We start from the raw sequence: 23,461 nt of genomic DNA, 5'->3' as shown, positions 1-23,461 counted from the left end.
ATGACATCGGTCATAGCCGCTGCCAGGATCGGCCAGACTAGAGGCCATGTTCACTACGCGCCCCGAGCTCCTCGGCACCTTCGGCATGGTCGGCTCCACCCACTGGCTGGCTTCCAGCACCGGCATGGCGGTGCTGGAGGACGGCGGGAACGCCTACGACGCCGCCGTGGCGGCGGGGTTCGTGCTGCACGTGGTGGAGCCGCACCTGAACGGGGTCGGCGGGGAGATGCCCCTGATCGGGCACGACGGCGCCACCGGCCGCACCTTCGTGGTCTCCGGGCAGGGGGTGTCCCCGGCTGCGGCCACCGCCGGCGCCTTCACCGACCTGGGCCTGGACGTGGTGCCCGGCACCGGCCTGCTGGCGGCCACGGTGCCCGGCAGCTTCGGTGCCTGGATGCACATCCTGGCCGCCTACGGCACCAAGTCGCTGCGCGAGGTACTGCGCTACGCCATCGGCTACGCCGCCCACGGCCACCCCGTGCTGCCCGGCGCGGCCGCCGCGATCAAGGCCGTGGCGCCGGTGTTCACCGAGCACTGGGCCACCTCGGCCGAGGTCTACCTGCCCGACGGCGCCGCCCCGCAGGCCGGTGCCCTGGTCACCAACCCCGTCCTGGCCGCCACGCTGGAACGCATCGTCACCGAGGCCGAAGCCGCCTCCCGCAACCGGGAGGAGCAGATCGAGGCTGCCCGGCGCGCGTTCTACTCCGGTTTCGTGGCCGAGGCGATCGACGCCTTCGCCGCCACCAAGCAGTGGGACGGGAGCGGGGAACCGCACGCCGGCCTGCTCACCGGCGCGGACCTGGACTCCTGGGTGGCCACCGAGGAGGACCCGCTGCTGCTGGACGTGGCCGGTGCCACGGTTGCCAAGACCGGGCCGTGGGGCCAGGGCCCGGTGATGTTGCAGCAGTTGGCGATGCTGGACGCCCTCGACATCGGCTCGGCCGAACTGGGCTCTTCGGAGATGGTCCACACCGTGACCGAGGTGGCCAAGTTGGCCTTCGCCGACCGGGAGGCCTACTACGGCGACCCCGACCACGTGCAGGTCCCGATCCAGGATCTGCTCAGCCCCGCCTACTGCGCGCAGCGGGCGAGGTTGGTCGGTCCCGAAGCCAGTACCGACTTCCGGCCCGGCTCACCCGGTGGCGCCACGCCGCACCTGGGGCAGGCGGTGCTCGCGGCAATGGCCGCCGACGCCGGGCACGACGCCGGCGTGCGGTTGCCGGGCCAGGGTGAGCCCACGCTGGATGGTGGCGCCGTCTCCGCCGGCCCGGTCGCCGGCGCCGATATCGAGGGCGCCGAACGCGCCGGACGGGGCGACACCTGCCATCTGGACGTGGTGGACCGGTGGGGCAACGCCGTCTCGGCCACCCCCTCGGGCGGGTGGCTGCAGTCCTCCCCGGTCGTGCCCGGGCTCGGCTTCGCACTGGGCACCAGGGCGCAGATGTTCTGGTTGGAGCAGGGCCTCCCGGCCAGCCTCGCCCCACGCCGGCGTCCGCGGACCACCCTGTCGCCGGGGATGGTGCTGCGCGAGCACGGGCCGATGGCTTTCGGCACCCCCGGCGGGGACCAGCAGGACCAGTGGACCATCCCGTTCCTGATCGCCCACCTGTTCGGTGGCCACAACCTGCAGGCCTCGATCGATGCTCCGAGTTGGCACACCACGCACCTGCCTTCCTCGTTCTACCCGCGCCAGGCCGAGGTGGCCGGGCTGCACGTGGAGTCACGTCTGGGGGAGCAGGTGCTGTCCGAACTGCGCCGTCGTGGGCACCGCGTCACCGACGCCGGACCCTGGTCGCTCGGCTTCATCAGTGCCGCCGGCCGGCGCGCCGACGGCCTACTGCACGCGGGCGCGAACCCCCGGCGGATGCAGGGCTACGCCGTCGGACGCTGATCCCCGGCGGCGAGCGCCTCGCGCACGGCGCGGTAAGCGGGTTTGGGCTGGTAGTCCCCGTGCAGGAGCAGCGCGCCGCCGGTGCCGGGGAACCAGCCCGGCACCCAGGACTGCTCATCCAGCACACCCCAGGGGGTGAGCGACTCACAACCGGGCACCTCCAGGGCGATCCGGGTGATCCGGGCGTACCAGTCGGCCTGCTGATCCAGGTGCTCCTCGCTGAGGCCGCCTTCACCCGGCACCGGGCCGCGGACATCGAGTTCGGTGATCGCGGTGCGCAGGCCCAGGTCGGCGAACCGTTTCAAGTTCTGGGGCAGGTCCTCGGGGAAGGGCGCGGACATGTCCAGGTGCCCCTGCACACCGAACCCGTGCACCGGCACACCCTGTGACCGCAGGTCCCGGAGCAACGCGTGCCAGGCGTCGGACTTCGCGCCGTGACGTTCGACGTCGAAGTCGTTGCCGAACAGCAACGCGTCCGGGTCCGCCTCGTGGGCCCAGGTGAACGCCTCGGCGATGATGTCCGGCCCGAGTGCGCCCAGCCACGGGTTCTGCTCGGTACGCAACCGGCCGTCGTCGTCGAGGATCTCGTTGACCACGTCCCAGTGCTGGATGCGACCGGCATAACGACCCACCACGGTCTGGATGTGCGTGCGCAGGAGCCGCCGCAACTCCTCCGGGCTGTGGTCCCCGCCGGTGATCCAACCCGGGTTCTGGTTGTGCCACAGCAGCGTGTGTCCGCGCACGTGCTGGCCGTGCTCGGCGGCGAAGTCGACGATCGCGTCGGCCGCGGCGAAGTCGAACTCGCCGGGCGCGGGTTGGAGCCACTCCCACTTCGTCTGGTTCTCCGGGGTCAGCGAGGAGAACTCGGCGGCCAGCACCTGCCGGTACCGGGCGTCGGTGAGCAGCGGCATCGTCGTGGCGGTGCGGCCGTACCCGGCCACCGCGGCGCCGATCCGGAGCCGGTCGGGCGCATGGGCGCGCAGCCCACCCTTGCGCTGCTCGTCGGCGCGCTGGTGCCCGGCGGGTGAGCCGGTGGGGATGTTCATTCGTGGTGACCTTCCGTGCGGCGTTGTCCATGCCGGTGCCCCGGGCCGCGTGCGAACCGGCCCGGGGCACTGGTGGTGGGTGGTTCAGCCGAGCACGGTGCGGCACTCGGCCAGTGCCGGGTGATTATTCCACCGGGCGGGACCACCGGGATTGGTCTGCACCAGGGTCTGCTGCACAGCGCAGAAGGCGGGCTTGCGCTCGTAATCGCCCTCCAGCAGCAGGGCACCGCCCTGACCCTCGAACGTGGCAGGCACCCAGGAGTGCTCATCCAGTACACCCCACACGGTGAAGGAGGTGCAGCCGGTCACGTTCAGGCAGGCCTGCAGGCCCTGGCTGTACCAGTCGGCCTGTTGCTCCAGCAGTTCCGGGCTCAACCGACCCTCGTCGTCGACGTAACCGCGCACGTCCATCTCGGTGATCGCGGTCTGCAGACCCAGGGCGTCGAAGCGCTCGAGGTTCTCCTGCAGCCGGCCGTCGAAGCCGTACATCAGGCCGAGATGGCCCTGGATGCCGAAACCGTGCACCGGGACACCCTCGGCGAGCAGGTCCTGGATCAGGTCGTAATAGGCGTCCGCCTTCTCGTTGGTGCCCTCGACGTTGTAGTCGTTGAAGAACAACAGGGCGTCCGGGTCCGCCTCGTGGGCCCAGTGGAAGACATCAGCGATGATCTGCGGGCCCAGTTCGCGCAACCAGATGTTGTCCTGCATGCGCAGTTCGGCGTTGTCGTCGAAGATCTCGTTCGCGACGTCCCACTGCTGGACCTGCCCGGCGTAGCGGTCCACCACGGTGTGGATGTGGGTGCGCAGGATCTCGCGCAGTTCCTCCGCGGTGAAGTCGCCCTCCTCCAACCAGGCGGGGTTCTGGCTGTGCCACATGAGCGCGTGCCCGCGCACGTGCTGGCCGTTGTCGGCGGCGAAGGCGAGAACCTCATCGGCCGCGGCGAAGTCGAAGGTGTCGGCATCGGGCCGCAGGGCGTCCCACTTCATTTGGTTCTCGGGGGTGAGGGAGGAGAACTGCGCCGCCAGGAAGTCCCGGAACTCGGCGTCGTTGGGGAACGGCTCGGGATAGTCCTGGTTCCCGTGATGCCCGCCTCCGGCGGCCGCGGTGCCGATTCGCAGATCGTCCGGGGCCCACGAGCGCAGGGTGTCCTGTTCGGCGAGGCCGGGTGGGAGTTCGCCGTCCTGTCCGGGGGGTCCGGCGTGCTCGGGCGGGATCGCCACGGCCGGTGCCGCGAGGGCGGCGGTGCACAGTCCCGCGCCGAGGATGGCGGCGGCCCGCTTGATGGATGTCATCGTCATCGATCTCTCCTCTTCTACCCGCCGGTGTAGTCAAGGCGCACTCCACGGCGGTGGATGGAATGGCCGATCAGTCATCTGGTGAGCTGCCGGCATCACCCCTTCACTGCGCCTTGCAGACCGGAGACGATTCGCTTCTCCATGGCCAGGAAGAACACCAGTGCCGGGATCATCGCCAGGGTGGTGAAGGCGAGCACACCGGCGGTGTCCTGGGCGTGCTCGGTGGAGAAGTTCGCCACCCCCAGCGGCAGGGTCTGCGCGTTGGGGGAGGACAGGATCAGCAGCGGTAGCAAGTAGGCGTTCCAGGAGGCCACGAACGCCAGCACCCCCACCGTGACCAGACCGGGGCCGGACAGTGGCAGCAGGATCCGCCAGAAGAACCCGATCCGGGAGGCCCCGTCGATCAGTGCGGCCTCCTCCAGTTCCACCGGCAGGGCACGCAGGAACGGGCGCAGGATGACCACCGTCATCGGCAGCGCGAAGGCTGCTTGGGGCAGCGCCACCCCGAGGAAGGAGTTGGTCAGCCCCAGGTCGCGGATCATCAGGAACAGCGGGATGATCGCCACCGTCAGCGGGAACAGCAGGCCGAGGGTGAAAATCAGGAAGAGGACCTCCCGGCCGGCGAAGGTGTACCGCGCCAGTGGGTAGGCCGCCATCACTCCGGCCACGCACACCACCAGCGTGGTCACCAGGGCGATCACGGTGGAGTTCATCGCCAGGCGCCAGAAGGTACCGGAGGTGATCACGTCGATGTAGTTGGTGAACACCCACGGGTCCGGCATGCCCACCGGGTTCATCGCGAGTTGGGCGTTGGTGCGGAAGCCCCCGAGCGCGGCGTAGACCACCGGGCCAACGGTCATGGCCACCACCACCAGCGCGATGGCGTACACGATCGGGTTGCCGCCGGCGAAGGCGTTGGAGCTCCGTCGACGACGACGGGTGGCCGGCTCGTCCAGCACGGCCGGCTTCTCGGACGGCACCACGGGCGCGCTCATCGCTTCTTCCTTTTCGGCTTCGGTGCGTCAATGGTGTCGCGGCGCAGGACGAACACCTGGTACAGCGCGGCCAGTGTCAGGGAGATCGCGAACAGCAGCACCGCCACCGCCGAGGCGTAGCCGTACAGGCTGCGGTTGGTGCCCTGGTCGATCAGGTACACCGCCATGGTGACGGTGGCGTTCGCCGGCCCGCCGCCGGTGAGGATCCAGACCATGTCGAACAGTTGCAGGGACCCGATCATGGACAGGAAGGCCCAGGTGCGGATGGTGGGACCGAGCAGCGGGATGGTGATCTTGAACTGCACCTTCCACCAGGAGGCGCCGTCGATCTGCGCGGCCTCGTACAACTCGGGGGGCACACCCTGCAGGCCGGCGAGCATCAGGATCACCGCCAGGCCGAGGTACTTCCAGGTGAGCACCCCCATCACGGTCCACAGCGCGATCTCGGTGTCCGCCAGCCACAACTGGGTCCACTCACCCAGGCCGACCATCTCCAGCAGGTCGTTGACCATGCCGCGGGGCTGCAGCAGCAGGAACCAGACCACCCCGGCCACGACCTCGGCGAGCACGTAGGGGATGAAGATGATCACCCGGAGGAGCGACTGGCCCCACATCTGCCGGTTCAGCAGCAGCGCGATCCCCAGGCCCAGGGGCAACTGGATCAGCACCGACAACACCACGATGGTCAGGTTGTTGACCACCGCGTCGGTGAACACGCTGTGGCTCAGCGCCCGGGCGTAGTTCTCCAGCCCGATCCAGTTCTCCAGCGGTCCCAGGCCGTTCCAGCGGTAGAAGGAGTACCGGACCGCCTGGGCCACCGGGAAGGCGATGAAGACGGCCACCAGGGCCAGGGCCGGGGCGGTGAAGAAGGCGATCTCGGCGCGCTTGCGCCACGAGGACCGTGGCCTGCGTTGCGGTGCGGACCGGCCCTTCCGGGTGCGGGAGGCCCCGCCGGGCCCGCCAGGTTCAGAACCTGGGCGGGCCGGCGGGGCGGAAACCGGTTGTGCCATCGGGTATTACTCGTTGGCGGCGGCGTCGACCATCGCGTCGACCACGTCCTGCGGGGAACCCTGTCCCGCGAAGATGTCCACGACGGCTTCGTTCATCGCGCCACCGATGTTCTCACCGAAGGCGGTGTCGAAGTACAGCTGCACCAGCGAGGCCTCGTCCCGGGTGGTGAGCAGTTCGGCCAGGGCCTCATCCGAGACCGAGTCACTGGCCGCGGGGTTGGTGGGCAGGCCCATGTCGTTCTCGGCGAAGCCGATCTGGATCTCGTCGCTGAGCAGGTAGGCCACGAAGTCCACTGCGGCGTCCGGGGCGTCGGCGTTCAGGCCCCAGGCGTCACCGCCGCCGAGGACTGCGCCCTGGTCTCCTTCGCCACCGTCGATGGCGGGGAAGCCGAACCAGCCCAGGTTGAAGCCGATGGTGTTGTCATCCATCAGGCCCTGCATCACACCCGGCTCCCAGTGCCCGGCCAGTTCCATCGCCACCTGCTCGGTGGCCAGCAGGCCGGATGCGCTGGTGGGGCCGGTCTGGGCCGGGGTGGCCAGGAAGCCCTCGTTGAACGGCTCGGTCTCGATCAACTCCTGCAGGTGCTCCCCGGCACTGACCCAGCAGGCGTCGGAGAAGTCGTGCTGCTCCACGGCGGCCACCACGGACTCCTCGGCGCAGGCACGCAGGGCGTAGTAGTAGTAATAGTGCGCTGCCGGCCAGCCCTCGCCCGCACCCACCGAGACCGGCTCGATGTCGGCTGCCTTGAGTGCGTCCACCGTGTCGTTGAACTCCTCCATCGTGGTGGGCGTCTCGGAGATCCCGGCCTCCTCGAACAGGTCCTGGTTGTACCAGAAGCCCACCACGCCGGAGGTGAAGGGGATGGCGTAGACACGCTCGTCCACGGTGTAGCCACCGGTGTAGGCCTCCACCACGCCGATGGTGTCCGCGGCGTCGTCGGTCAGGTCGCGCAACAGGCCGGCCTCGGCGTGTGATGCGGTCTCCCCACCACCGCGCTCCATGAAGATGTCCGGGTGGTCGCCGGTCTGGAAGGCCGCGTCCAACCGGGTGAGCATGTCATCGTGGGCGATCGCGGTGATCTCGATGGTCACCCCCGGGTTGTCCGCCATGAAGTCCTCGGCGGCCTGCTCGTAGAAGGACTGGCCCGGATCATTGTTGGAGTTGTGCCACCACGTGATGGTGACCTCCTCACCCTCGGCCGCACCGTTCTGCGTGCCATTGCTGCCCGGGTCGGTGTCTGCGTTCGTACCGTTCTCGCCGCCACAGGCGGCGAGAACCAGCGCGGTCAAACTTGCTGCGGCGATCGTTGTCGCTACTCGACGTCGTGACATGTCTCCTCCAAGGTCGTCCTTGACGTGACTTGAATGTTTGCAGGTTGAACAAAGCCTCGTCAATCGATTTCGATAACGATTTATAACACCGCCTGATTCAGTCCGGAGCGCGCTAGGTTGTAGGAATGACGATGGCACGGCGAGTGACGATCGCTGATGTGGCACGGGTGGCGGGCGTCTCCACCGCCACGGTGTCGAAGGTGATCAATGACCGCTACGGGGTAGCGGCCGCCACCGGCGCGCATGTGCGTGGGGTGATCGAGGATCTGGGCTACGTGTCCAGCCTGGGTGCGCGCAGCCTGCGCAGCCTTCGCACCAACGTGCTGGGCATCCTGGTGGCCGACTTCGAGCCGTTCAGCACCGAGTTGCTCAAGGGTGCCTCCCGGGCGGTGCACGACACCGGCTATGAACTGCTCGCCTACTCGGTGGGCCGGGCCGGTCAGGAGACCGCAGGCTGGGAGCGGCGCTCGCTCAGCCAACTGCACGGCACCTTGATCGACGGGGCGATCCTGTGTACCCCCACGATCGTGGAGGTACCGGCGGGAGTGGCGGTGGTGGCGGTGGACCCCCACACCGGGCCGACGGCGCTGCCCACCGTGGACTCCGACAGCTTCGGCGGGGCGAGGGCCGCCACCGAGCACCTCCTCGGGCTGGGCCACCGGCGCATTGCCTTCATCGGCGGGCGTGATGACCTGAACTCCTCCCGGGAGCGCGAGCGTGGATACCGTGCCGCCATGCAGGGCGCCGGGGTGGAGGTCGACGACGCACTGGTGCGCTTCGGTGACTACACCGGGGAACCGGCCGCAGGTGCGGTGGCGGAGATGCTGGCGGAGCAGAATCCGCCCTCGGCGGTCTTTGCCGCGAACGACCTGTCCGCGATGGGTGTTCTGGCCGCGGCTGCCGAGGCCGGCTTGCGGGTGCCGGAGGATCTGTCGATCGTCGGCTTCGACAATATCCCGGAGTCGGCCCTGACCACACCGGCGCTGACCACGGTGGAACAGCCCATCCAACAGATGGGTGAGCGGGCCCTGACGATGCTGATCGACCTGCTCGCGGGCCGGCAGACCGAGGCGCACGTGCGGTTGCCCACGCGACTGGTGGAGCGCGGCAGCTGCGGGCCGGTGCGCTGACTACCCGAACACCTGCACTAGGTGCGCAGTTGCGGCACCGGCTCCACCCGGTGCACCCCACGCGGCCGGTAGCCCAGGTCGGCGGATTGGCCGACCAGGTCGGCCAGCAGCCAGATGATGCTCAGCCACATCTCGGTGCCCTGCAGGCCGGGCCGGTTGCCCGCCGCGCCCTGGTCGGCGGCTCCGGGAGCGGCGAAGGCGAAGCCGGAGCCGTGGTGCCAGGTGCCCAGGGCGTCGCCGAGCAGCCGGTGAGCCAGCGCGGTGATCTCGCCGCGCCGGTGTGTGGACTGCCGCCCGGCCAGCCACAACGGGTGGGCCACGTCCAGCACGTTGCAGGCGTTCTGCCGCTCCGCTGCGAAGTAGCGCTCGTCGCCGGCGTGGCGCAGCACCGTGTCGATCACGGCCTCGGGGTAGGGGACCGGCAGTCCGAACTGGGCGAAGGTGCCGCGGGTGAGCCGGTAGTAGCCGTTCACCACCAGCAGCAGTTCCTGGTCGCGCAGGCTGCCCCACATCCCGGTGCCCGGGTCGACGTGCCGGTGCAGCCAGCCCAGCAGCGCATCGGCCAGGGTCTGATCGGCCCGGCCACGCGGCAGGTCCCAGCGCAGCCCCGTCGCCACCGCGTCGACGCCGTCGCCGGCGTTCCAGGCGTTGGTCCGCCAGGGCAGGGCGCCGACCTGTTCGCGTAGTTGCGCCGGGGTCAGTGCCGATGACGGCGTGGCGTGCGGCAGGTGTGCGCCGAGCAGGTCGAGGGCGTACCCCACGCTCAGGACGTGGTAGCGCGGGCCGGCGTCACCGGCCTCCTGGGTGCCGTCGGGGCGCAGTTCGGGGATCTGCCCGCCCGGGCGTTGCCAGGAGGTCAGCCGCTGGATCTGATCCGCTGCGTCGAGTTGGTCCGGGGCGCGGCCGAGCAGCAGATCGGCGATCTCGATCGCGTCGCACTGGGCCCGCACGGTGACGCAGGTGCCGGGGCGGTCCCGGAACAGGCCCAGGTCGGTATCGAAGGCGCGCTCCAGCAATTCCTGCGCCTGCGCACGGGCGCGGTCGGCGAACGCGCGAAGCTCTCCGGCCGGATCCGGTCCGGCGCTTCCCGCGCTCGCGGTCCTGGTCTCGGCCGGTCCGGTGCGTGCTGGCTCGGCTCCGGTGCGCCCCTGTCCGGCCCCCGCCGGTGCGCCCTGCCCGGCTGCCGTCGTCGTCGCTCCCTCGGGGGGCACCCGCCACCGGATCAGGCGTGCCGGGTTACCGCCCACCACCGCTCCGGCCGGCACGTCCTTGGTGACCACGGCGCCGGCGGCGATGACGCTCTTGTTCCCGACGTTGATGCCGTCCAGCAGCACCGCGTGCGAGCCGATCCAGACGTCGTCGCCGATGGTGATGCCGCGGGCGGTCAACGGCTGGCGGAAGATGAACTCCTCGGGATCGTCCATGGTGTGGTTGAAGGCCAGGATCGAGGTGTGTGCGCCGATGCGCACCCCGGTTCCGGCCCGGACCCTTCCGCGCACCACGGTGAAGGCGTTGATCGAGCAGTCCGGACCGAACGCCACCTCGTCGGTGAGGTAGGCGTGGGCGGCCACGTAGGTGCGATCGCCGAGGTCGAGCCGGTCGGCCTGGACCGAGGCCAGCGGGCTCAGGTAGGCGTCGGTGCCGATCCGCCAGCCCGGATTCTGCTGGCGCAACCGGTGCTGGTGGTCGGCCTGGGCCCGGCGCTGGTCATCGGTGGCGCGGCCGGGGAACAACCAGGGGGAGTAGTCGTGATCGACGGGGGTCGCGGATGCGGATCCGGACGCGGACGGTGAGGGACGTGTGGGCGTGGACTCGGCCTCGGTGTTGTGCTGGCTGGTGTCTGCGCTGTTCACCTGTGCTCCCGCTGGATCTGCCGTGGGCTCTCAGCCTAGGGGAGCGGTCGGGTGGAGTCCCGGGCCACCAGGTGGGTGGCGAGTTGAGATGTGGGCAGGCCGGTGGGTGTCCCTCCATCAGGTCCAGCAGCACGCGCACCCCCGCCGGGACCGGGGTGTGGTCAACGCAGCGAACCCCGCGTACCGTCACCGACCAGGGGATCACCCGAACAACCCACCGGAGGAAACCGTCCATGTCTGTTGTGCTGCACGTCGCCACCACCGGCTCCGACCGGGGCGACGGCTCGGCCTCCGCCCCGCTGCGCACCATCAACCACGCCGCCCAGATCGCCCAGCCGGGTGACACCGTGCTCGTCCACGGTGGGGAGTACCGGGAGTGGGTGCGCCCGGCCCACGCTGGCCGCAGCGACCGGCGCCGGATCACCTACCAGACCGCCGAGGGTGAGCAGGTGGTGATCAAGGGTTCGGAGCAGATCACCGGATGGGAGCACGACGGGGGCACGGTATGGCGCGCGACGATTGACAACAGCCTCTTCGGTGAGTTCAACCCGTTCGCCGAAACCGTCTCCGGGGACTGGATCCTCTACCCCGCCGGGGCTCCGCCCAAGCACCTTGGCGAGGTGTACCTGAACGGGCGCAGTTTCTACGAGGTCCACTCCCGCACCGAGGTGACCGACCCGCCCCTGCGCACCGCCGCCGTGGACCGCTGGACCGACACCACCGACCATATCCGCGACCCGGAACAGACCCGCTTCGTCTGGTACGCCGAGGTCGGGCCGGACAGCACCACGGTCTGGGCGAACTTCCAGGACGCGGACCCCAACCAGGCCCTGGTCGAGGTGAACGTGCGCCCCGCGGTGTTCAGCCCCGACCGACCGCACGTGGACTACATCACCGTGCGCGGTTTCGAACTGGCCCAGGCCGCCACCCCCTGGACCCCGCCCACGGCAGACCAGCCCGGCCTGATCGGCCCGAACTGGGCCAAGGGCTGGGTGATCGAGAACAACACCATCCACGACGCCAAGTGCTCGGCCATCTCCATCGGCAAGGAGTCCTCCACCGGGCACAACTTCGCCACCACCCGGCGGGACAAACCGGGTTACCAGTACCAGATCGAGTCCGTCTTCGCCGCCCGACAGTACGGCTGGGACCGCGAGCACATCGGCTCCCACGTGATCCGCGGCAACACCATCTACGACTGCGGCCAGAACGGCATCGTGGGTCACCTGGGATGTGTCTTCTCCACCATCGAGGACAACCACATCTACAACATCGCGATCAAGCGGGAGTTCTTCGGCCACGAGATCGGCGCCATCAAACTGCACGCCCCGATCGACGTGCAGATCAGCCGCAACCGGATCCACGACTGCACCCTGGCGATCTGGCTGGACTGGCAGACCCAGGGCACCCGGGTCAACCACAACATCGCCTACGCCAACAAGCGCGACCTGTTCATCGAGGTTAGTCACGGCCCCTACCTGGTCGACCACAACGTGCTGGCCTCTCCGGTCGCGATCGAGTCGATGAGTCAGGGCGGCGCCTACGTGCACAACCTGGTGGGCGGGTCCGTGCGGATCGAGCAGGAGATGGAGCGGGCCACGCCCTACCACCTGCCGCACAGCACCCAGGTGGCCGGCTACGCCTTCATCCAGGCCGGTGACGACCGGTGGATCGGCAACATCTTCCTCGGCGGCGACATCGCCGATGCCTACGGCCCCGACACGATCCTCGCCGACCCGAACGCCGGCTACGGACTCGCCGGCTACAACGGCTACCCGGGCAGTTTCGCCGAGTACCTCCAGCGCGTGCACAGCCGCTTCCCGAACGGGGACCACCGCCGCTTCAACGGTGTGCCACAGGCGGTCTACGCGCGCGAGAACCTCTACCTCGCCGGGGCCCAGCCCTTCGATGGGGAGGACTCCGCGCGGGTGCTCGCCGGGGCGGCGAGCCTGCAGATCCACGACGACGGCGGCGCCGGCCACCTGCAACTCCTCCTGCCCGAGGGCTCGGGTCAGGCAGGGCTGGGCGTGATCACGAGCGAGGACCTGCCGCGGGTGCGGTTCGCCGATGCCGAGTTCGACCAGCCCGACGGCGCCCCGGTGGTGCTCGGCTCGGACCTGCTCGGCCAGGACCGGGACGCGCAGGCCCGCTACCCGGCGGGACCCTTCGCCGAACTCGCCGAGGGTGAGTTCCGCCGTCGTCTGTGGTGAGACCGTGGTGAAGCGATCCCCGCGCCGGTGACATAGTCGGGGCGGAGGTGATCGGCGATGATGACCAGTGGCCATCGCGTGGCCGCGCCAGTGCTCGGGCTCCTGCTCGGCCTGAGTGCCTGCGGGGCCGGCGGCAGCGACCCCGGGGAGGATCCCGAAACGACCGGAACCGTGCCCGAAATCCCCGCCGGCCCGGGTGACGACGACGCGGACTCCCCGGATGACCCACGCGTGCAGGACGCGCGGGCGGACCTGGCCGAGCGCACCGGCGCCGACCCGGGGGACATCGAGGTGGTCGAGCAGCGGTCGGTGACGTGGCCGGATGGGTCGATCGGGTGCCCGGAGGAGGGCATGTCCTACATCCAGGTGCTGACCGAGGGTGACCTGCTCGTCCTGGCCGCCGACGGCGTCGAGCATCGTTACCACGCCGCCGCCGAGGAGGACTTCTTCTACTGCGCCGACCCCCAGGACGCGCTGCCGGCCGACTCCGAACAGTAGGAGCAATGCGCGCCCGGCAAACGGGCACCGGGCCACTGGCAGTCCGCCTCGGCGCCGGAGTGACCGAGGTAAATCAGTAACAACGATAGACTCCAGACGGTGCTGGGTAACATCTGCACCGGAGCAACGCCGACAAGGGCGGGACCCGCCCGAATCAGAGGGAGTTCACTGTGGAACGTTCGTTCAATACCGTTGCCGTGCTCGGGATCGGGAAGGTCGGTGAACTCGTTGCCGATCTGCTGATGCGTTCGGGGTTCAGCGTGGTGGGGTACGACTCGCGTCCGCGGGCGGACCTGGGCTTCGCGGTCAAGCAGCTCGACGTCACCGACTCCCACCGTTTGCGCGAGGCGCTGGGCACGGCCGACGCGGTGCTGACGTGCCTGCCCTATCAGCACAACATCGCCGTGGCCGAGGCCGCCCGGCAGGTGGGTGTGCACTACTTCGACCTCACCGAGGACGTCCCGACCACCAACCGGGTGCGTGACCTCGCCCAGGACTCCACCGCCATCTTCGCCCCCCAGTGCGGCCTGGCCCCGGGGTTGATCGGCATCATCGGCGCGTCCATGGCCGCGGTTTTCGAGGAGATCCGCTCCATCGAGCTCAAGGTGGGTGCGCTGCCGCAGAACCCCACCGGCCTGCTCGGCTATGCGTTCAACTGGTCCTCCCTGGGGGTGGTGAACGAGTACCTGAACGACTGTGAGGTGGTGCGCGGCGGCCGCCGCCAGATGGTCCCGGCGATGACCGCGAAGGAACGCGTGGTGATCGGGGGCGTGGAGTTCGAGGCGGCCCTGACCTCCGGCGGGCTGGGCACGATGTGCCAGACCTACGAGGGCCGGGTGCAACGGCTGGATTACAAGACGCTGCGCTACCCGGGCCACTTCAAGCAGATGCAGTTCCTCTTCGACGAGTTGCACCTGCGCGACCGGCGCGAACTGGCCGATGAGATCCTCGTCAACGCCAAGCCCCCGGTCAACGACGATGTGGTGCACCTGCACGCCGCGGTGGAGGGTGTGCGTGAGGGGACGCTGCAACGCCTCAACGACGTGCGCGCCTTCCGGCCCATCGAGATCGGCGGGCGCACCTGGCGGGCAATCTCCTGGATCACCTCCGCCTCAGCGGTGTCCATGGTGGAATTGGCCGCCACAGGACGATTGCCGAACACCGGCTTCATCCGCCAGGAGGACATCGCGTTGTCCGACCTGGTGGACACCCAGGCGGGTTCGCTGATCACCACCCACGGAACCACCTCCTGCGGAAAGGACCTGTCATGACGGATCTGGCCACACTGGCGCAGCAGACACTGGCGCGACTGGGGGCGCAGGACCCCTTCCACGCCGACGGCGACCTGATCGTGCACACCCCGATCGACGGCAGCGAACTGGGCCGGCTGCGCAGCCACACCCCAGCCGACGTCGACGACCTCATCACCACCGCCCAGGAGGCCTTCACCGCCTGGCGCACCGTCCCGGCCCCCGAGCGTGGCGCCCTGGTGCGCGAGTGGGGCAACCTGTTGCGCGAGCACAAGGACGACCTGGGCACCCTGGTCACCCTGGAGGCGGGCAAGATCCCCAGCGAGGGCGCCGGTGAGGTCCAGGAGATGATCGACATCTGCGACCTCGCCACCGGTCTGTCCCGCCAACTCTTCGGGCTGACCATCGCCTCCGAGCGCCCCGGGCACCGGATGATGGAACAGTGGCACCCACTCGGCGTGGTCGGGGTGATCACCGCCTTCAACTTCCCTGTGGCCGTGTTCTCCTGGAACGCCGCACTGGCGCTGACCTGCGGTGACCCGGTGATCTGGAAGCCGTCGGAGAAGACGCCGCTGACGGCGTTGGGCACCCTGGCCCTGCTGGAGCAGGCGGCCCGGCGCGTGGGGGCGCCGGCCGGGCTCGGCGCGGTGCTGCTGGGGGACGCAGCGGTCGGGCAGGTGATGGTCGACGACGAGCGGGTGCCGCTGATCTCGGCCACCGGCTCCACCGCGATGGGCAAGAAGGTCGCCCCCCGGGTGGCCGCCCGCCTGGGCCGCACCCTGCTGGAACTGGGCGGGAACAACGCCGCGATCGTGGCCCCGAGCGCGGACCTGGACCTGACCGTACGCGGGGTGGTGTTCTCCGCCGTCGGAACCGCCGGGCAGCGGTGCACCACCCTGCGTCGCCTGATCGTGCACGCCGACGTCAAGGACGAACTGGTCAGGCGGTTGAAGTCGGCGTATGAGACGCTCCCGATCGGCTCCCCGCTGGACGGGGGCACGCTGGTGGGCCCGTTGCTGGAGGAGGTTTCGGCGGAGCGGTTCACCGCCGCGATCGACCGGGCCACCGCGGACGGCGGCACGCTGATCACCGGCGGGGAGCGCGTCCCCGGGCCCGGGTCCGGGGTCTACGTGCAGCCGGCGATCGTGGACATGCCCGCCCAGACCGAGGTCGTGCGCACCGAGACCTTCGCGCCGCTGCTGTACGTGCTCACCTACACCGACTTCGACGAGGCCATCGCCCTGCACAACGGCGTCACCCAAGGGCTGTCCTCCTCGATCTTCACCCGCGATGTGCTGGAGGCGGAGACGTTCCTGTCCGCCACCGGCTCGGACACCGGGATCGCCAACGTCAACATCGGGCCTTCCGGGGCGGAGATCGGTGGTGCCTTCGGTGGGGAGAAGGACACCGGCGGCGGGCGCGAGTCCGGGTCCGATGCATGGAAGATCTACATGCGCCGGGCCACCAACACCGTCAACTACTCACGCCAACTCCCGCTGGCCCAGGGGGTGGAGTTCGGATGAGCACCTCCTCGCAACGCCCGGCGTCGATGACCCCGGATCAGTTGTTCGCGATCGACTCCCTCCTGTCGGAGGAGGAGAAGGAGGTCCGGGGCACCGTTCGCGCCATGATGGACAAGCACGTGTTGCCCGACGTGGCGCAGTGGTACGAGGACGGGCAACTACCAGCCCGGGAACTGGCCCGGACCCTGGGCGAGGTGGGCCTGCTGGGCATGCACCTGCAGGGCTATGGGTGCGCGGGCACGTCCGCCACCGCCTACGGCCTGGCGTGCCTGGAGCTGGAGGCCGCGGACTCGGGGATCCGATCGTTGGTCAGCGTGCAGGGCTCCCTGGCCATGTTCGCCATCCACGCCTTCGGATCGGAGGCGCACAAGGAGCAGTGGCTGCCGCGGATGGCCACTGGCGAGGCGATCGGTTGCTTCGGCCTGACCGAACCCGACCACGGCTCCGACCCTGCCGGGATGCGCACCACCGCCCGCCGCGACGGCAGCGACTGGGTGCTCAACGGCACCAAGATGTGGATCACCAACGGCTCCATCTCGGACGTCGCCGTGGTGTGGGCGCGTACCGAGGAGGGCATCCGCGGATTCGTCGTCCCCACCGACACCCCCGGCTTCAGCGCCCCGGAGATCGAACGGAAGATGTCCCTGCGCGCCTCGGTCACCTCCGAACTGGTGCTGCGGGACGTGCGGTTGCCCGCCGAGGCGATGCTGCCGCAAGCCCGGGGGCTGTCCGGGCCGTTGCGCTGCCTGAACGAGGCCAGGTTCGGGATCGTGTTCGGGGCGCTGGGTTCGGCCCGCACCTGCCTGCTCACCGCCCTGGAGTACGCGGGCACGCGGGAGCAGTTCGACCGGCCGATCGCCGGATTCCAGCTCACCCAGGCCAAGTTCGCGGACATGACCCTGGAGTACGGCAAGGGCGTCCTGCTGGCGCTGCACCTGGGCCGGCGCAAGGATGCCGGGGGTCTGGCGCACCAGCAGGTGAGCCTGGGCAAACTGAACAACGTGCGCGAATCGCTGGAGATCGCCCGGACCTGCCGCACCATCCTCGGTGCGAGTGGGATCAGCGCCGAGTACCCGGTGATGCGGCACGCGAACAACCTGGAGTCCGTGCTGACCTATGAGGGCACCAGCGAGATGCATGCCCTGGTGATCGGGCAGGCCCTCACGGGTATCGCCGCGTTCCGTTGAGGTGCCCGTGATGCAGGGTCCGGATGAGCACTTCGTCGAGCGGGTCCGGCAGATGGCCGGCTCCGCCGGACCGCCTGCGGGCCTGGCGATGCCACCGGCTGAGGCCCTGGAACTGTTCGAGGTCCAGATCGCCTCTCGCCACCTGGATCTGGTGGCCCGCGAACTACGGGCACGGAACCAGGGGTTCTACACCATCGGGTCCGCGGGACACGAGGGCAACGCCGCCGTGGCCGCCGCACTGCGCCCCACCGACCCGGCCATGCTGCACTACCGGTCCGGGGCGTTCTACCTCCAGCGCGCCCGCCAGGTGCCCGGCATCGACGGTGAGCGCGACATCCTGCTCGGGCTGGTCGGTGCCGCTGGTGAGCCGATAGCCGGCGGGCGGCACAAGGTGTTCGGGCGCCGGGAGTTGCACGTGGTCCCGCAGACCTCCACGATCGCCTCGCACGCCCCCCGGGCGATGGGCACCGCCTTCTCCATCTCCCTGGCCGCGAAGCTGGGCGTGCCCACGCCGTGGCCCGCCGACGCGGTGGTGGTCGCCAGCTTCGGGGATGCCTCGATGAACCACTCCACCGCCGCCGGCGCGGTGAACGCCGCTCTCCAAGTGGCCCACCGCGGCCTGCCGATGCCGTTGCTGATCGTGTGCGAGGACAACGGCCTGGGGCTGAGTGTGCCGAACCCGCTCGGGTGGATCGCCGCCGCCTACGCCGGTCGCACCGGCCTGCGCTACCTCGAGGCGGACGGGGCGAACCCGCCCGAGGCGCTCGCAGCGGCACGGGACGCGGCCGAGTACGTGCGTCGTCGTCGTCGGCCCGCCTTCCTCCACCTACGCACGGTGCGTCTGATGGGACACGCCGGCTCGGACGTGGAGAGTGCCTACCGGTCGCCGTCGGCCATCGCCGCGGACCTGGAGGGGGACCCGCTGCTGGGCACCGCACGCTGGCTGGTGCAGGCCGGGGTGGTGCGGCCCGATGAGGTGCTGGACCGGTACGAGGCCGCGCGCGAGCGCGTGGGGCGGATGGCCCGGGAGGTGGCCGGGCTGCCCCGGTTGGCCGGCCGTGAGCAGGTGATGGGCCCACTGGCGCCGAGCCGGCCGGCGGAGGTGGCACGGGTGGTGCCGCGAGCGGGTGACGACGCGGCGCGCTCGGCGGTGTTCGGCCGCTCGTTACCGGAGGAGGGGCCCGGGCGGACGCTGGCGCAGTCGATCAACGCCGCGCTGCACGATGTGCTGGCGGCGCATCCGGGTGCGCTGGTGTTCGGCGAGGACGTGGCCCGCAAGGGCGGGGTGTACGGGGTGACCCGGGGTCTGCGCAAGGCGTTCGGGCCGGCGCGGGTGTTCGACACGATCCTGGATGAGCAGACCATCCTCGGGGTCGCTCTGGGGGCGGGGCTGAGCGGTCTGCTGCCGATCCCGGAGATCCAGTACCTGGCCTACCTGCACAACGCCGAGGACCAACTGCGCGGTGAGGCCGCCACGTTGCAGTTCTTCTCCACCGGCGCCTACCGCAACCCGATGGTGGTGCGGATCGCCGGGTACGGGTACCAGAAGGGCTTCGGGGGCCACTTCCACAACGACAACTCGGTGGCGGTGCTGCGCGACATCCCGGGCCTGGTGGTGGCCTCGCCGGCGCGGGCCGATGACGCGGCGGCCATGTTGCGCACGTTGGTGGCCGCCGGACTGTCCGATGGCACGGTGAGCGCGTTCGTGGAGCCGATCGCGCTCTATCACACCCGGGATCTGCACGCCGAGGGCGATGGGCTGTGGACCGACCCCTATCCGGGCCCGGACCGGTGGGCGCAGGCGCACGTGCCGATCGGGTCGGCCCGCTGCTACGGGGACGGCGCGGACCTGACCCTGGTGTCCTGGGCGAACGGGCTGCACATGAGTCTGCGGGTGGCCCGGCAACTGCAGGCCCGCGGGGTGCGGGCCCGGGTGCTGGACCTGCGCTGGTTGGCGCCGCTGCCGGAGGAGGATCTGTTGACGGCTGCCGAGGCCACCGGCACGGTGCTCGTGGTCGATGAGACCCGCCGCTCCGGGGGAGTCTCCGAGTCGGTCGTGGCCGCGTTGATCGACGGTGGGTTCACCGGCCGGATCGCGCGGGTGACCAGCGCGGACAGTTTCGTCCCGCTCGGCGATGCCGCCCTGGACGTGCTGCTTGACGAGGACACCATCCTGCAGCGGGCCCTGGAGTTGGCCCGGTCCTGAGCCCTTCAGCCGCGAAACCGGTCGGAGGGGCCCCAAACCGGTCGGCTCGGGGGCTAGGAGAGCATTCGCTGGATCCGGGGGAGGAGTTCCTCCAGGCGGGCCGCGTCGCGGATCACGATCACCGCCGGGTCGGGCTGGCTCGCTGGGACACCGCGCGTACCGCCGCCGGCATCCCCGCCGGCTGCATCCGCCGGGCCGGGGCTCTCGCCGGCCGTGCGGCCGATCTGCTGCCCGCCGCCGGCCACGTCGCCGTGCTCGCCATACCACACGAGCATGGAGTCCAGTTCGGCGATCACCTCGCGGAACCAGGGCAGGGCCTCCTCGGCGCCGATCGAGCCGCGCAGCCACGCCCGTAGCACGTGGTTGTGTGCGGTCACCACCGCGTTGGCGGTGAGTTCGGCCCGCAACAGTGACGTCAGGTCCCCGCCCCACCACTGGTGGATGAAGCGCTTGAACAGCCGCTCGTACTGGTGGATGCTCGCGCGCTCACGCTCCCGGAGCGCCTCGACCTGCCGGGTCAGGCCATAGCGCTGCCGGGCCCGCTCACCCTCGCCCAGGTAATGGTTCAGCACCAGCCCGGAGGCCTCGGTCAGGGCCACCTTGCCGGTGTTCGGGGTGGCGGTGGCCAGGCGGGCCTCGATCGCGGCGAGCAGATGCTCGTGGGCGGGGAAGACCACCGACTCCTTGGTGCGGAACAGCCGGAAGAAGGTGGTCCGGCCCACCCCGGCCCGGGCGGCGATGTCCTCCACCGTGGTGCCGTCGTACCCGCGTTCGGCGAAGAGCTGGAACGCCGCCTCGATGACCCGCTCACGTTGGGGGTTCGGCTCGCTCATCCATCCTCCTCATTCGCACTACCACGCGTAGTTGGAACATGGTACCGTCAATATGGAACTGCGTACCAGCGCGGGCGCGCCGGACGATGACGACCAGGAGGAAGATCCGATGACTGACACGGCATTTGCACCGAATCCGGCATTCGTGCTGCCGGAGGAGTACGTCGAACTCCGCGCAGCACTGCGCGATATCTGTGAGACCAAGATCGCCCCGCACGCCGCGAAGGCGGATGAGAACAGCGAGTTCCCCGCCGAGGCGCGGGAGGCGCTCACCGCCACCGACTTCATGGCCCCGCACATCCCGGAGGCCTACGGCGGCCAGGGCGCGGATGCGCTGGCAGCCTGCATCGTGGTGGAGGAGGTGGCCCGCGTGGATGCCTCGGCCTCGCTGATCCCGGGCGTGAACAAACTCGGCAGCCTTGCGCTCATCCTGGCCGGCTCGGAGGAGTTGAAGCAGAAGTACCTGCCGCCGGTGGCCAGCGGTGAGGCGATGTTCTCCTACTGCCTGTCCGAGCCGGACGCCGGTTCCGACGCCGCCTCGATGAAGACCACCGCGGTGAAGCAGGAGGACGGCAGTTGGGTTCTGAACGGCGTCAAGCGCTGGATCACCAACGCCGGCGTCTCGGACTACTACACCGTGCTGGCTGTCACCGACCCCACCTCCCGGCACCAGCGCCACTCGGCGTTCGTGGTGGAGAAGTCCGATGAGGGTGTCTCCTTCGGTGCCCCGGAGAAGAAGATGGGCATCAAGGGCTCGCCCACCCGCGAGGTGTACCTGGACAACGTGCACATCCCGGCGGACCGGATCATCGGACCGGAGGGCGGCGGCTTCGTGCTGGCCATGCGGGTGCTGGACCACACCCGGGTCGGGATCGCAGCCCAGGCCGTGGGGATCGCCCAGGGTGCTCTTGACCTGGCCCTGGGTTACGTCCAGGAACGCCAGCAGTTCGGCCGCCCGATCGCGGAGTTCCAGGGTCTGCAGTTCATGCTCGCCGACATGGGCATGAAGGTCGAAGCGGCCCGCCAGCTCACCTACGCCGCTGCGGGCAAAGCCGAGATCGAGGCCCCCGACCTGCCCTTCTTCGGGGCCGCCGCCAAGGCCTTCGCCTCCGACGTGGCGATGGAGGTGACCACCGATGCGGTGCAGTTGCTCGGTGGCTACGGGTACACGCGGGACTATCCTGTGGAGCGGATGATGCGCGATGCCAAGATCACCCAGATCTACGAAGGCACCAACCAGATCCAGCGGGTGGTCATGGCCAGGGAGTTGCTGAAGAAGTCCAGGAGATGAGCGTCGCCGCGCTCCCGCGGGAGCGCGGCGTGGGTTAACCGGAGCCGGAGTGATCCGAGGTGGCCCGCCGCGTACCGCTCCGGCGGAGCGCAGGCCGCGGTGACGGTCACCCAGCACATGCATGAGGTCGAGTAATGGATGGATGGAGCCAATGAAGATTGTCGTTCTGATCAAGAACGTTCCGGACACCTGGGGTGAACGCAGGCTCGACCCCCAGACCGGGCGCGTGGACCGCGGAGCCAGCGAGGCGGTGATCGACGAGGTCGGCGAGCGGGCCATCGAGGCCGCGCTGGTCTACAAGGACGGCGCCGACGCCGAGGTCGTGGTGATGACGATGGGTCCCGAGGCGGCCAAGGAGTCGCTGCGCAAGGGTCTGGCGATGGGCGCCGACTCCGCCGTGCATATCAAGGACGACGGCCTGGTCGGCGCGGACATGGTGCGCACCAGCGGGGTGCTCGCGGCGGCGATCAAGCAGGTCGGCTTCGATCTGGTGATCGCCGGCGACGTGTCCACCGACGGTGGTGGTGGCGTGGTCCCGGCGATGGTGGCCGAAGCACTGGGTGTGCCGCACCTGACCCACCTGGACTCGGTGAGCATCACCGCGCAGGGCGTCTCCGGTGAGCGCGAGGCGACCGGCGGCGTGGCCGAGGTGCGCGCGGACCTACCGGCTGTGATCTCGGTGACCGAGCGCACCCCGGAGGGCCGGTTCCCGAACTTCCGCGGCATCATGAGGGCCCGCAAGAAGCCCACTCTGGCGCTGTCCCTGGGCGACATCGCCGGACTGCCCGAGCAGGCGGTCACCCGCACCTCGGTGCTGTCCGCCGCCCAACGCCCGGCGCGGGAGGCCGGCGTCAAGGTGGTCGATGAGGGCGACGGCGGGCAGAAACTGTTCGAGTACCTGTCCCAAGAGAACCTGGTCTGAGGGAGGATCCATGGCGAACGTTCTTGTATTGGTCGACCTCTCCCCGACCGGGGATGTCGCAGCATCGGCCGCACCGTTGCTGAAGACCGCTGCCGACCTGGGCACCCCCGTGGCGGTGGTGGCCGCGGCGCCGGGGTCCGGTGACGCGCTGGTGGCACGACTCGGGTCCCTGGGGGCCGCCCACGTGCACCTGGCCGAGTCCGACGGGGTCGGTTCGGTCCTGGTGGGCCCGATGGTGGCGGCGCTGGAGCAGGCCGCCGCCCAGTACGACCCGGCGGTAGTCCTGGTGCCCGATGCACTGGAGCCCCGCGAGGCGGGGGCCCGGTTCGCGATGCGCACCGGTGCCGGACTCGCGGTGGACGTGACCGGGCTGCGTAGCCAGAACGAACAACTGGTGCTCACGCACTCGGTCTTCGGTGGCGAGTGGGACGTGGAGTCCACTATCGAGGGCCCACTGGCGGTGATCGCCGTGCGGGAGGGCGCGATCTCCGGCGCCGCGCCGGCCGCCGAGCCGGCAGTGACTCGAGGGTCGGTCGAGGCCGGCCACGGGGCACCGGTGGCGAACCTGCGTGAGGCCACCGCGGCAACCGAGCGCCCCGACCTGCGCGCCGCCGACGTGGTGGTGGCCGGCGGCCGCGGCGTGGGATCGAAGGAGAACTTCGCCCTGGTGGAGCAGTTGGCCGACGCCCTCGGCGCCGCCGTGGGTGCCTCCCGTGCGGCGGTCGATGCCGGCTACGTGGCGAACTCGGCACAGGTCGGCCAGACCGGGACCACCGTGTCCCCGAAGCTCTATATCGCGCTGGGCATCTCCGGTGCGATCCAGCACCGTTCGGGCATGCAGACCTCCAAGACGATCGTGGCGGTCGACAGTGACCCGGAGTCGGGCATCTTCGAACTGGCCGACTTCGGCGTGGTGGGCGACCTGTTCGAGGTGGTCCCGCAGTTCCTGGAGGCGTTGGAGCGTCACCGCACGCAGTGACGGCGCCGG

Annotated in this window: 18 protein-coding genes; 11 read left to right on the top strand and 7 right to left on the bottom strand. The window is 70.0% G+C overall.

Annotation, left to right across the window (positions count from 1 at the left end):
• Positions 1 to 46: 46 nt before the first annotated feature.
• The gene (locus ACO0LU_RS16915; RefSeq protein ID WP_424792516.1) at positions 47 to 1,891 is read left to right on the top strand and encodes a gamma-glutamyltransferase family protein; all 1,845 of its coding nucleotides are present in this window, start codon (positions 47 to 49) and stop codon (positions 1,889 to 1,891) included.
• Here ACO0LU_RS16915 and ACO0LU_RS16910 read toward each other — a convergent pair.
• The 5 genes from ACO0LU_RS16910 to ACO0LU_RS16890 all read right to left on the bottom strand — a co-directional run bounded on the left by ACO0LU_RS16910 (position 1,873) and on the right by ACO0LU_RS16890 (position 7,570).
• Complete coding sequence (locus ACO0LU_RS16910) at positions 1,873 to 2,937, bottom strand: endo-1,4-beta-xylanase (protein WP_424792515.1); 1,065 nt, start codon at positions 2,935 to 2,937, stop codon at positions 1,873 to 1,875. The genes ACO0LU_RS16915 and ACO0LU_RS16910 overlap by 19 nt on opposite strands.
• Before the next feature lie 84 nt (positions 2,938 to 3,021).
• Positions 3,022 to 4,236, bottom strand: a complete 1,215-nt coding sequence (locus ACO0LU_RS16905) for an endo-1,4-beta-xylanase (RefSeq protein WP_424792514.1) — start codon at positions 4,234 to 4,236, stop codon at positions 3,022 to 3,024.
• 92 nt (positions 4,237 to 4,328) lie between these two features.
• The gene (locus tag ACO0LU_RS16900) at positions 4,329 to 5,228 is read right to left on the bottom strand and encodes a carbohydrate ABC transporter permease (RefSeq protein WP_424792513.1); all 900 of its coding nucleotides are present in this window, start codon (positions 5,226 to 5,228) and stop codon (positions 4,329 to 4,331) included.
• A complete protein-coding gene (locus tag ACO0LU_RS16895; protein ID WP_424792512.1) occupies positions 5,225 to 6,238 on the bottom strand; it encodes a carbohydrate ABC transporter permease in 1,014 nt (337 codons plus the stop codon). The genes ACO0LU_RS16900 and ACO0LU_RS16895 overlap by 4 nt, the downstream gene beginning before the upstream one ends.
• A gap of 6 nt (positions 6,239 to 6,244) precedes the next feature.
• On the bottom strand, positions 6,245 to 7,570 hold the full coding sequence (locus ACO0LU_RS16890) for an ABC transporter substrate-binding protein (RefSeq protein WP_424792511.1): 1,326 nt from the start codon (positions 7,568 to 7,570) through the stop codon (positions 6,245 to 6,247).
• 125 nt (positions 7,571 to 7,695) lie between these two features.
• Between ACO0LU_RS16890 and ACO0LU_RS16885 the strand changes: the two genes are divergently transcribed.
• Entirely contained in the window at positions 7,696 to 8,700 is a 1,005-nt protein-coding gene (locus tag ACO0LU_RS16885) for a LacI family DNA-binding transcriptional regulator (RefSeq protein WP_424792510.1), read from the top strand.
• Between the two features lie 17 nt (positions 8,701 to 8,717).
• Here ACO0LU_RS16885 and ACO0LU_RS16880 read toward each other — a convergent pair whose 3' ends face one another.
• The gene (locus ACO0LU_RS16880; protein ID WP_424792509.1) at positions 8,718 to 10,553 is read right to left on the bottom strand and encodes an acyltransferase; all 1,836 of its coding nucleotides are present in this window, start codon (positions 10,551 to 10,553) and stop codon (positions 8,718 to 8,720) included.
• A gap of 233 nt (positions 10,554 to 10,786) precedes the next feature.
• Between ACO0LU_RS16880 and ACO0LU_RS16875 the strand changes: the two genes are divergently transcribed.
• The 6 genes from ACO0LU_RS16875 (at position 10,787) to ACO0LU_RS16850 (ending at position 19,427) form a co-directional block, all read left to right on the top strand.
• Complete coding sequence (locus ACO0LU_RS16875) at positions 10,787 to 12,763, top strand: right-handed parallel beta-helix repeat-containing protein (protein ID WP_424792508.1); 1,977 nt, start codon at positions 10,787 to 10,789, stop codon at positions 12,761 to 12,763.
• A gap of 57 nt (positions 12,764 to 12,820) precedes the next feature.
• A complete protein-coding gene (locus ACO0LU_RS16870; protein WP_424792507.1) occupies positions 12,821 to 13,261 on the top strand; it encodes a hypothetical protein in 441 nt (146 codons plus the stop codon).
• Between the two features lie 113 nt (positions 13,262 to 13,374).
• Complete coding sequence (locus ACO0LU_RS16865) at positions 13,375 to 14,532, top strand: saccharopine dehydrogenase C-terminal domain-containing protein (protein WP_424792551.1); 1,158 nt, start codon at positions 13,375 to 13,377, stop codon at positions 14,530 to 14,532.
• Positions 14,529 to 16,034 (top strand): aldehyde dehydrogenase family protein, encoded by a 1,506-nt coding sequence (locus ACO0LU_RS16860; protein ID WP_424792506.1) that lies wholly within the window; start codon positions 14,529 to 14,531, stop codon positions 16,032 to 16,034. The genes ACO0LU_RS16865 and ACO0LU_RS16860 overlap by 4 nt, the downstream gene beginning before the upstream one ends.
• Entirely contained in the window at positions 16,031 to 17,221 is a 1,191-nt protein-coding gene (locus ACO0LU_RS16855; protein WP_424792505.1) for an acyl-CoA dehydrogenase family protein, read from the top strand. The genes ACO0LU_RS16860 and ACO0LU_RS16855 overlap by 4 nt, the downstream gene beginning before the upstream one ends.
• Before the next feature lie 10 nt (positions 17,222 to 17,231).
• Positions 17,232 to 19,427 carry a thiamine pyrophosphate-dependent enzyme gene (locus tag ACO0LU_RS16850; RefSeq protein ID WP_424792504.1) on the top strand — a complete coding sequence of 732 codons (2,196 nt, stop codon included), beginning with the start codon at positions 17,232 to 17,234 and terminating at the stop codon, positions 19,425 to 19,427.
• Positions 19,428 to 19,480: 53 nt separating this feature from the next.
• On the opposite strand, the gene ACO0LU_RS16845 is transcribed toward ACO0LU_RS16850, so the two are convergent.
• Entirely contained in the window at positions 19,481 to 20,260 is a 780-nt protein-coding gene (locus ACO0LU_RS16845; protein WP_424792503.1) for a TetR/AcrR family transcriptional regulator, read from the bottom strand.
• A gap of 109 nt (positions 20,261 to 20,369) precedes the next feature.
• On the opposite strand from ACO0LU_RS16845, the gene ACO0LU_RS16840 reads away from it, so the two are divergent.
• The 3 genes from ACO0LU_RS16840 to ACO0LU_RS16830 all read left to right on the top strand — a co-directional run bounded on the left by ACO0LU_RS16840 (position 20,370) and on the right by ACO0LU_RS16830 (position 23,452).
• On the top strand, positions 20,370 to 21,551 hold the full coding sequence (locus ACO0LU_RS16840; RefSeq protein ID WP_424792502.1) for an acyl-CoA dehydrogenase family protein: 1,182 nt from the start codon (positions 20,370 to 20,372) through the stop codon (positions 21,549 to 21,551).
• 151 nt (positions 21,552 to 21,702) lie between these two features.
• Positions 21,703 to 22,473 carry an electron transfer flavoprotein subunit beta/FixA family protein gene (locus ACO0LU_RS16835; RefSeq protein ID WP_424792501.1) on the top strand — a complete coding sequence of 257 codons (771 nt, stop codon included), beginning with the start codon at positions 21,703 to 21,705 and terminating at the stop codon, positions 22,471 to 22,473.
• A 10-nt stretch (positions 22,474 to 22,483) separates the two neighbouring features.
• Positions 22,484 to 23,452 carry an electron transfer flavoprotein subunit alpha/FixB family protein gene (locus tag ACO0LU_RS16830; RefSeq protein ID WP_424792500.1) on the top strand — a complete coding sequence of 323 codons (969 nt, stop codon included), beginning with the start codon at positions 22,484 to 22,486 and terminating at the stop codon, positions 23,450 to 23,452.
• The last annotated feature ends 9 nt before the right edge of the window (positions 23,453 to 23,461 follow it).

The sequence above is a fragment of the Pseudactinotalea sp. Z1748 genome (assembly GCF_049725185.1).
In the GTDB taxonomy this organism is placed as follows: Bacteria; Actinomycetota; Actinomycetes; order Actinomycetales; family Beutenbergiaceae; genus CALKWS01.
This window is presented reverse-complemented; position numbering and strand designations above follow the sequence as displayed.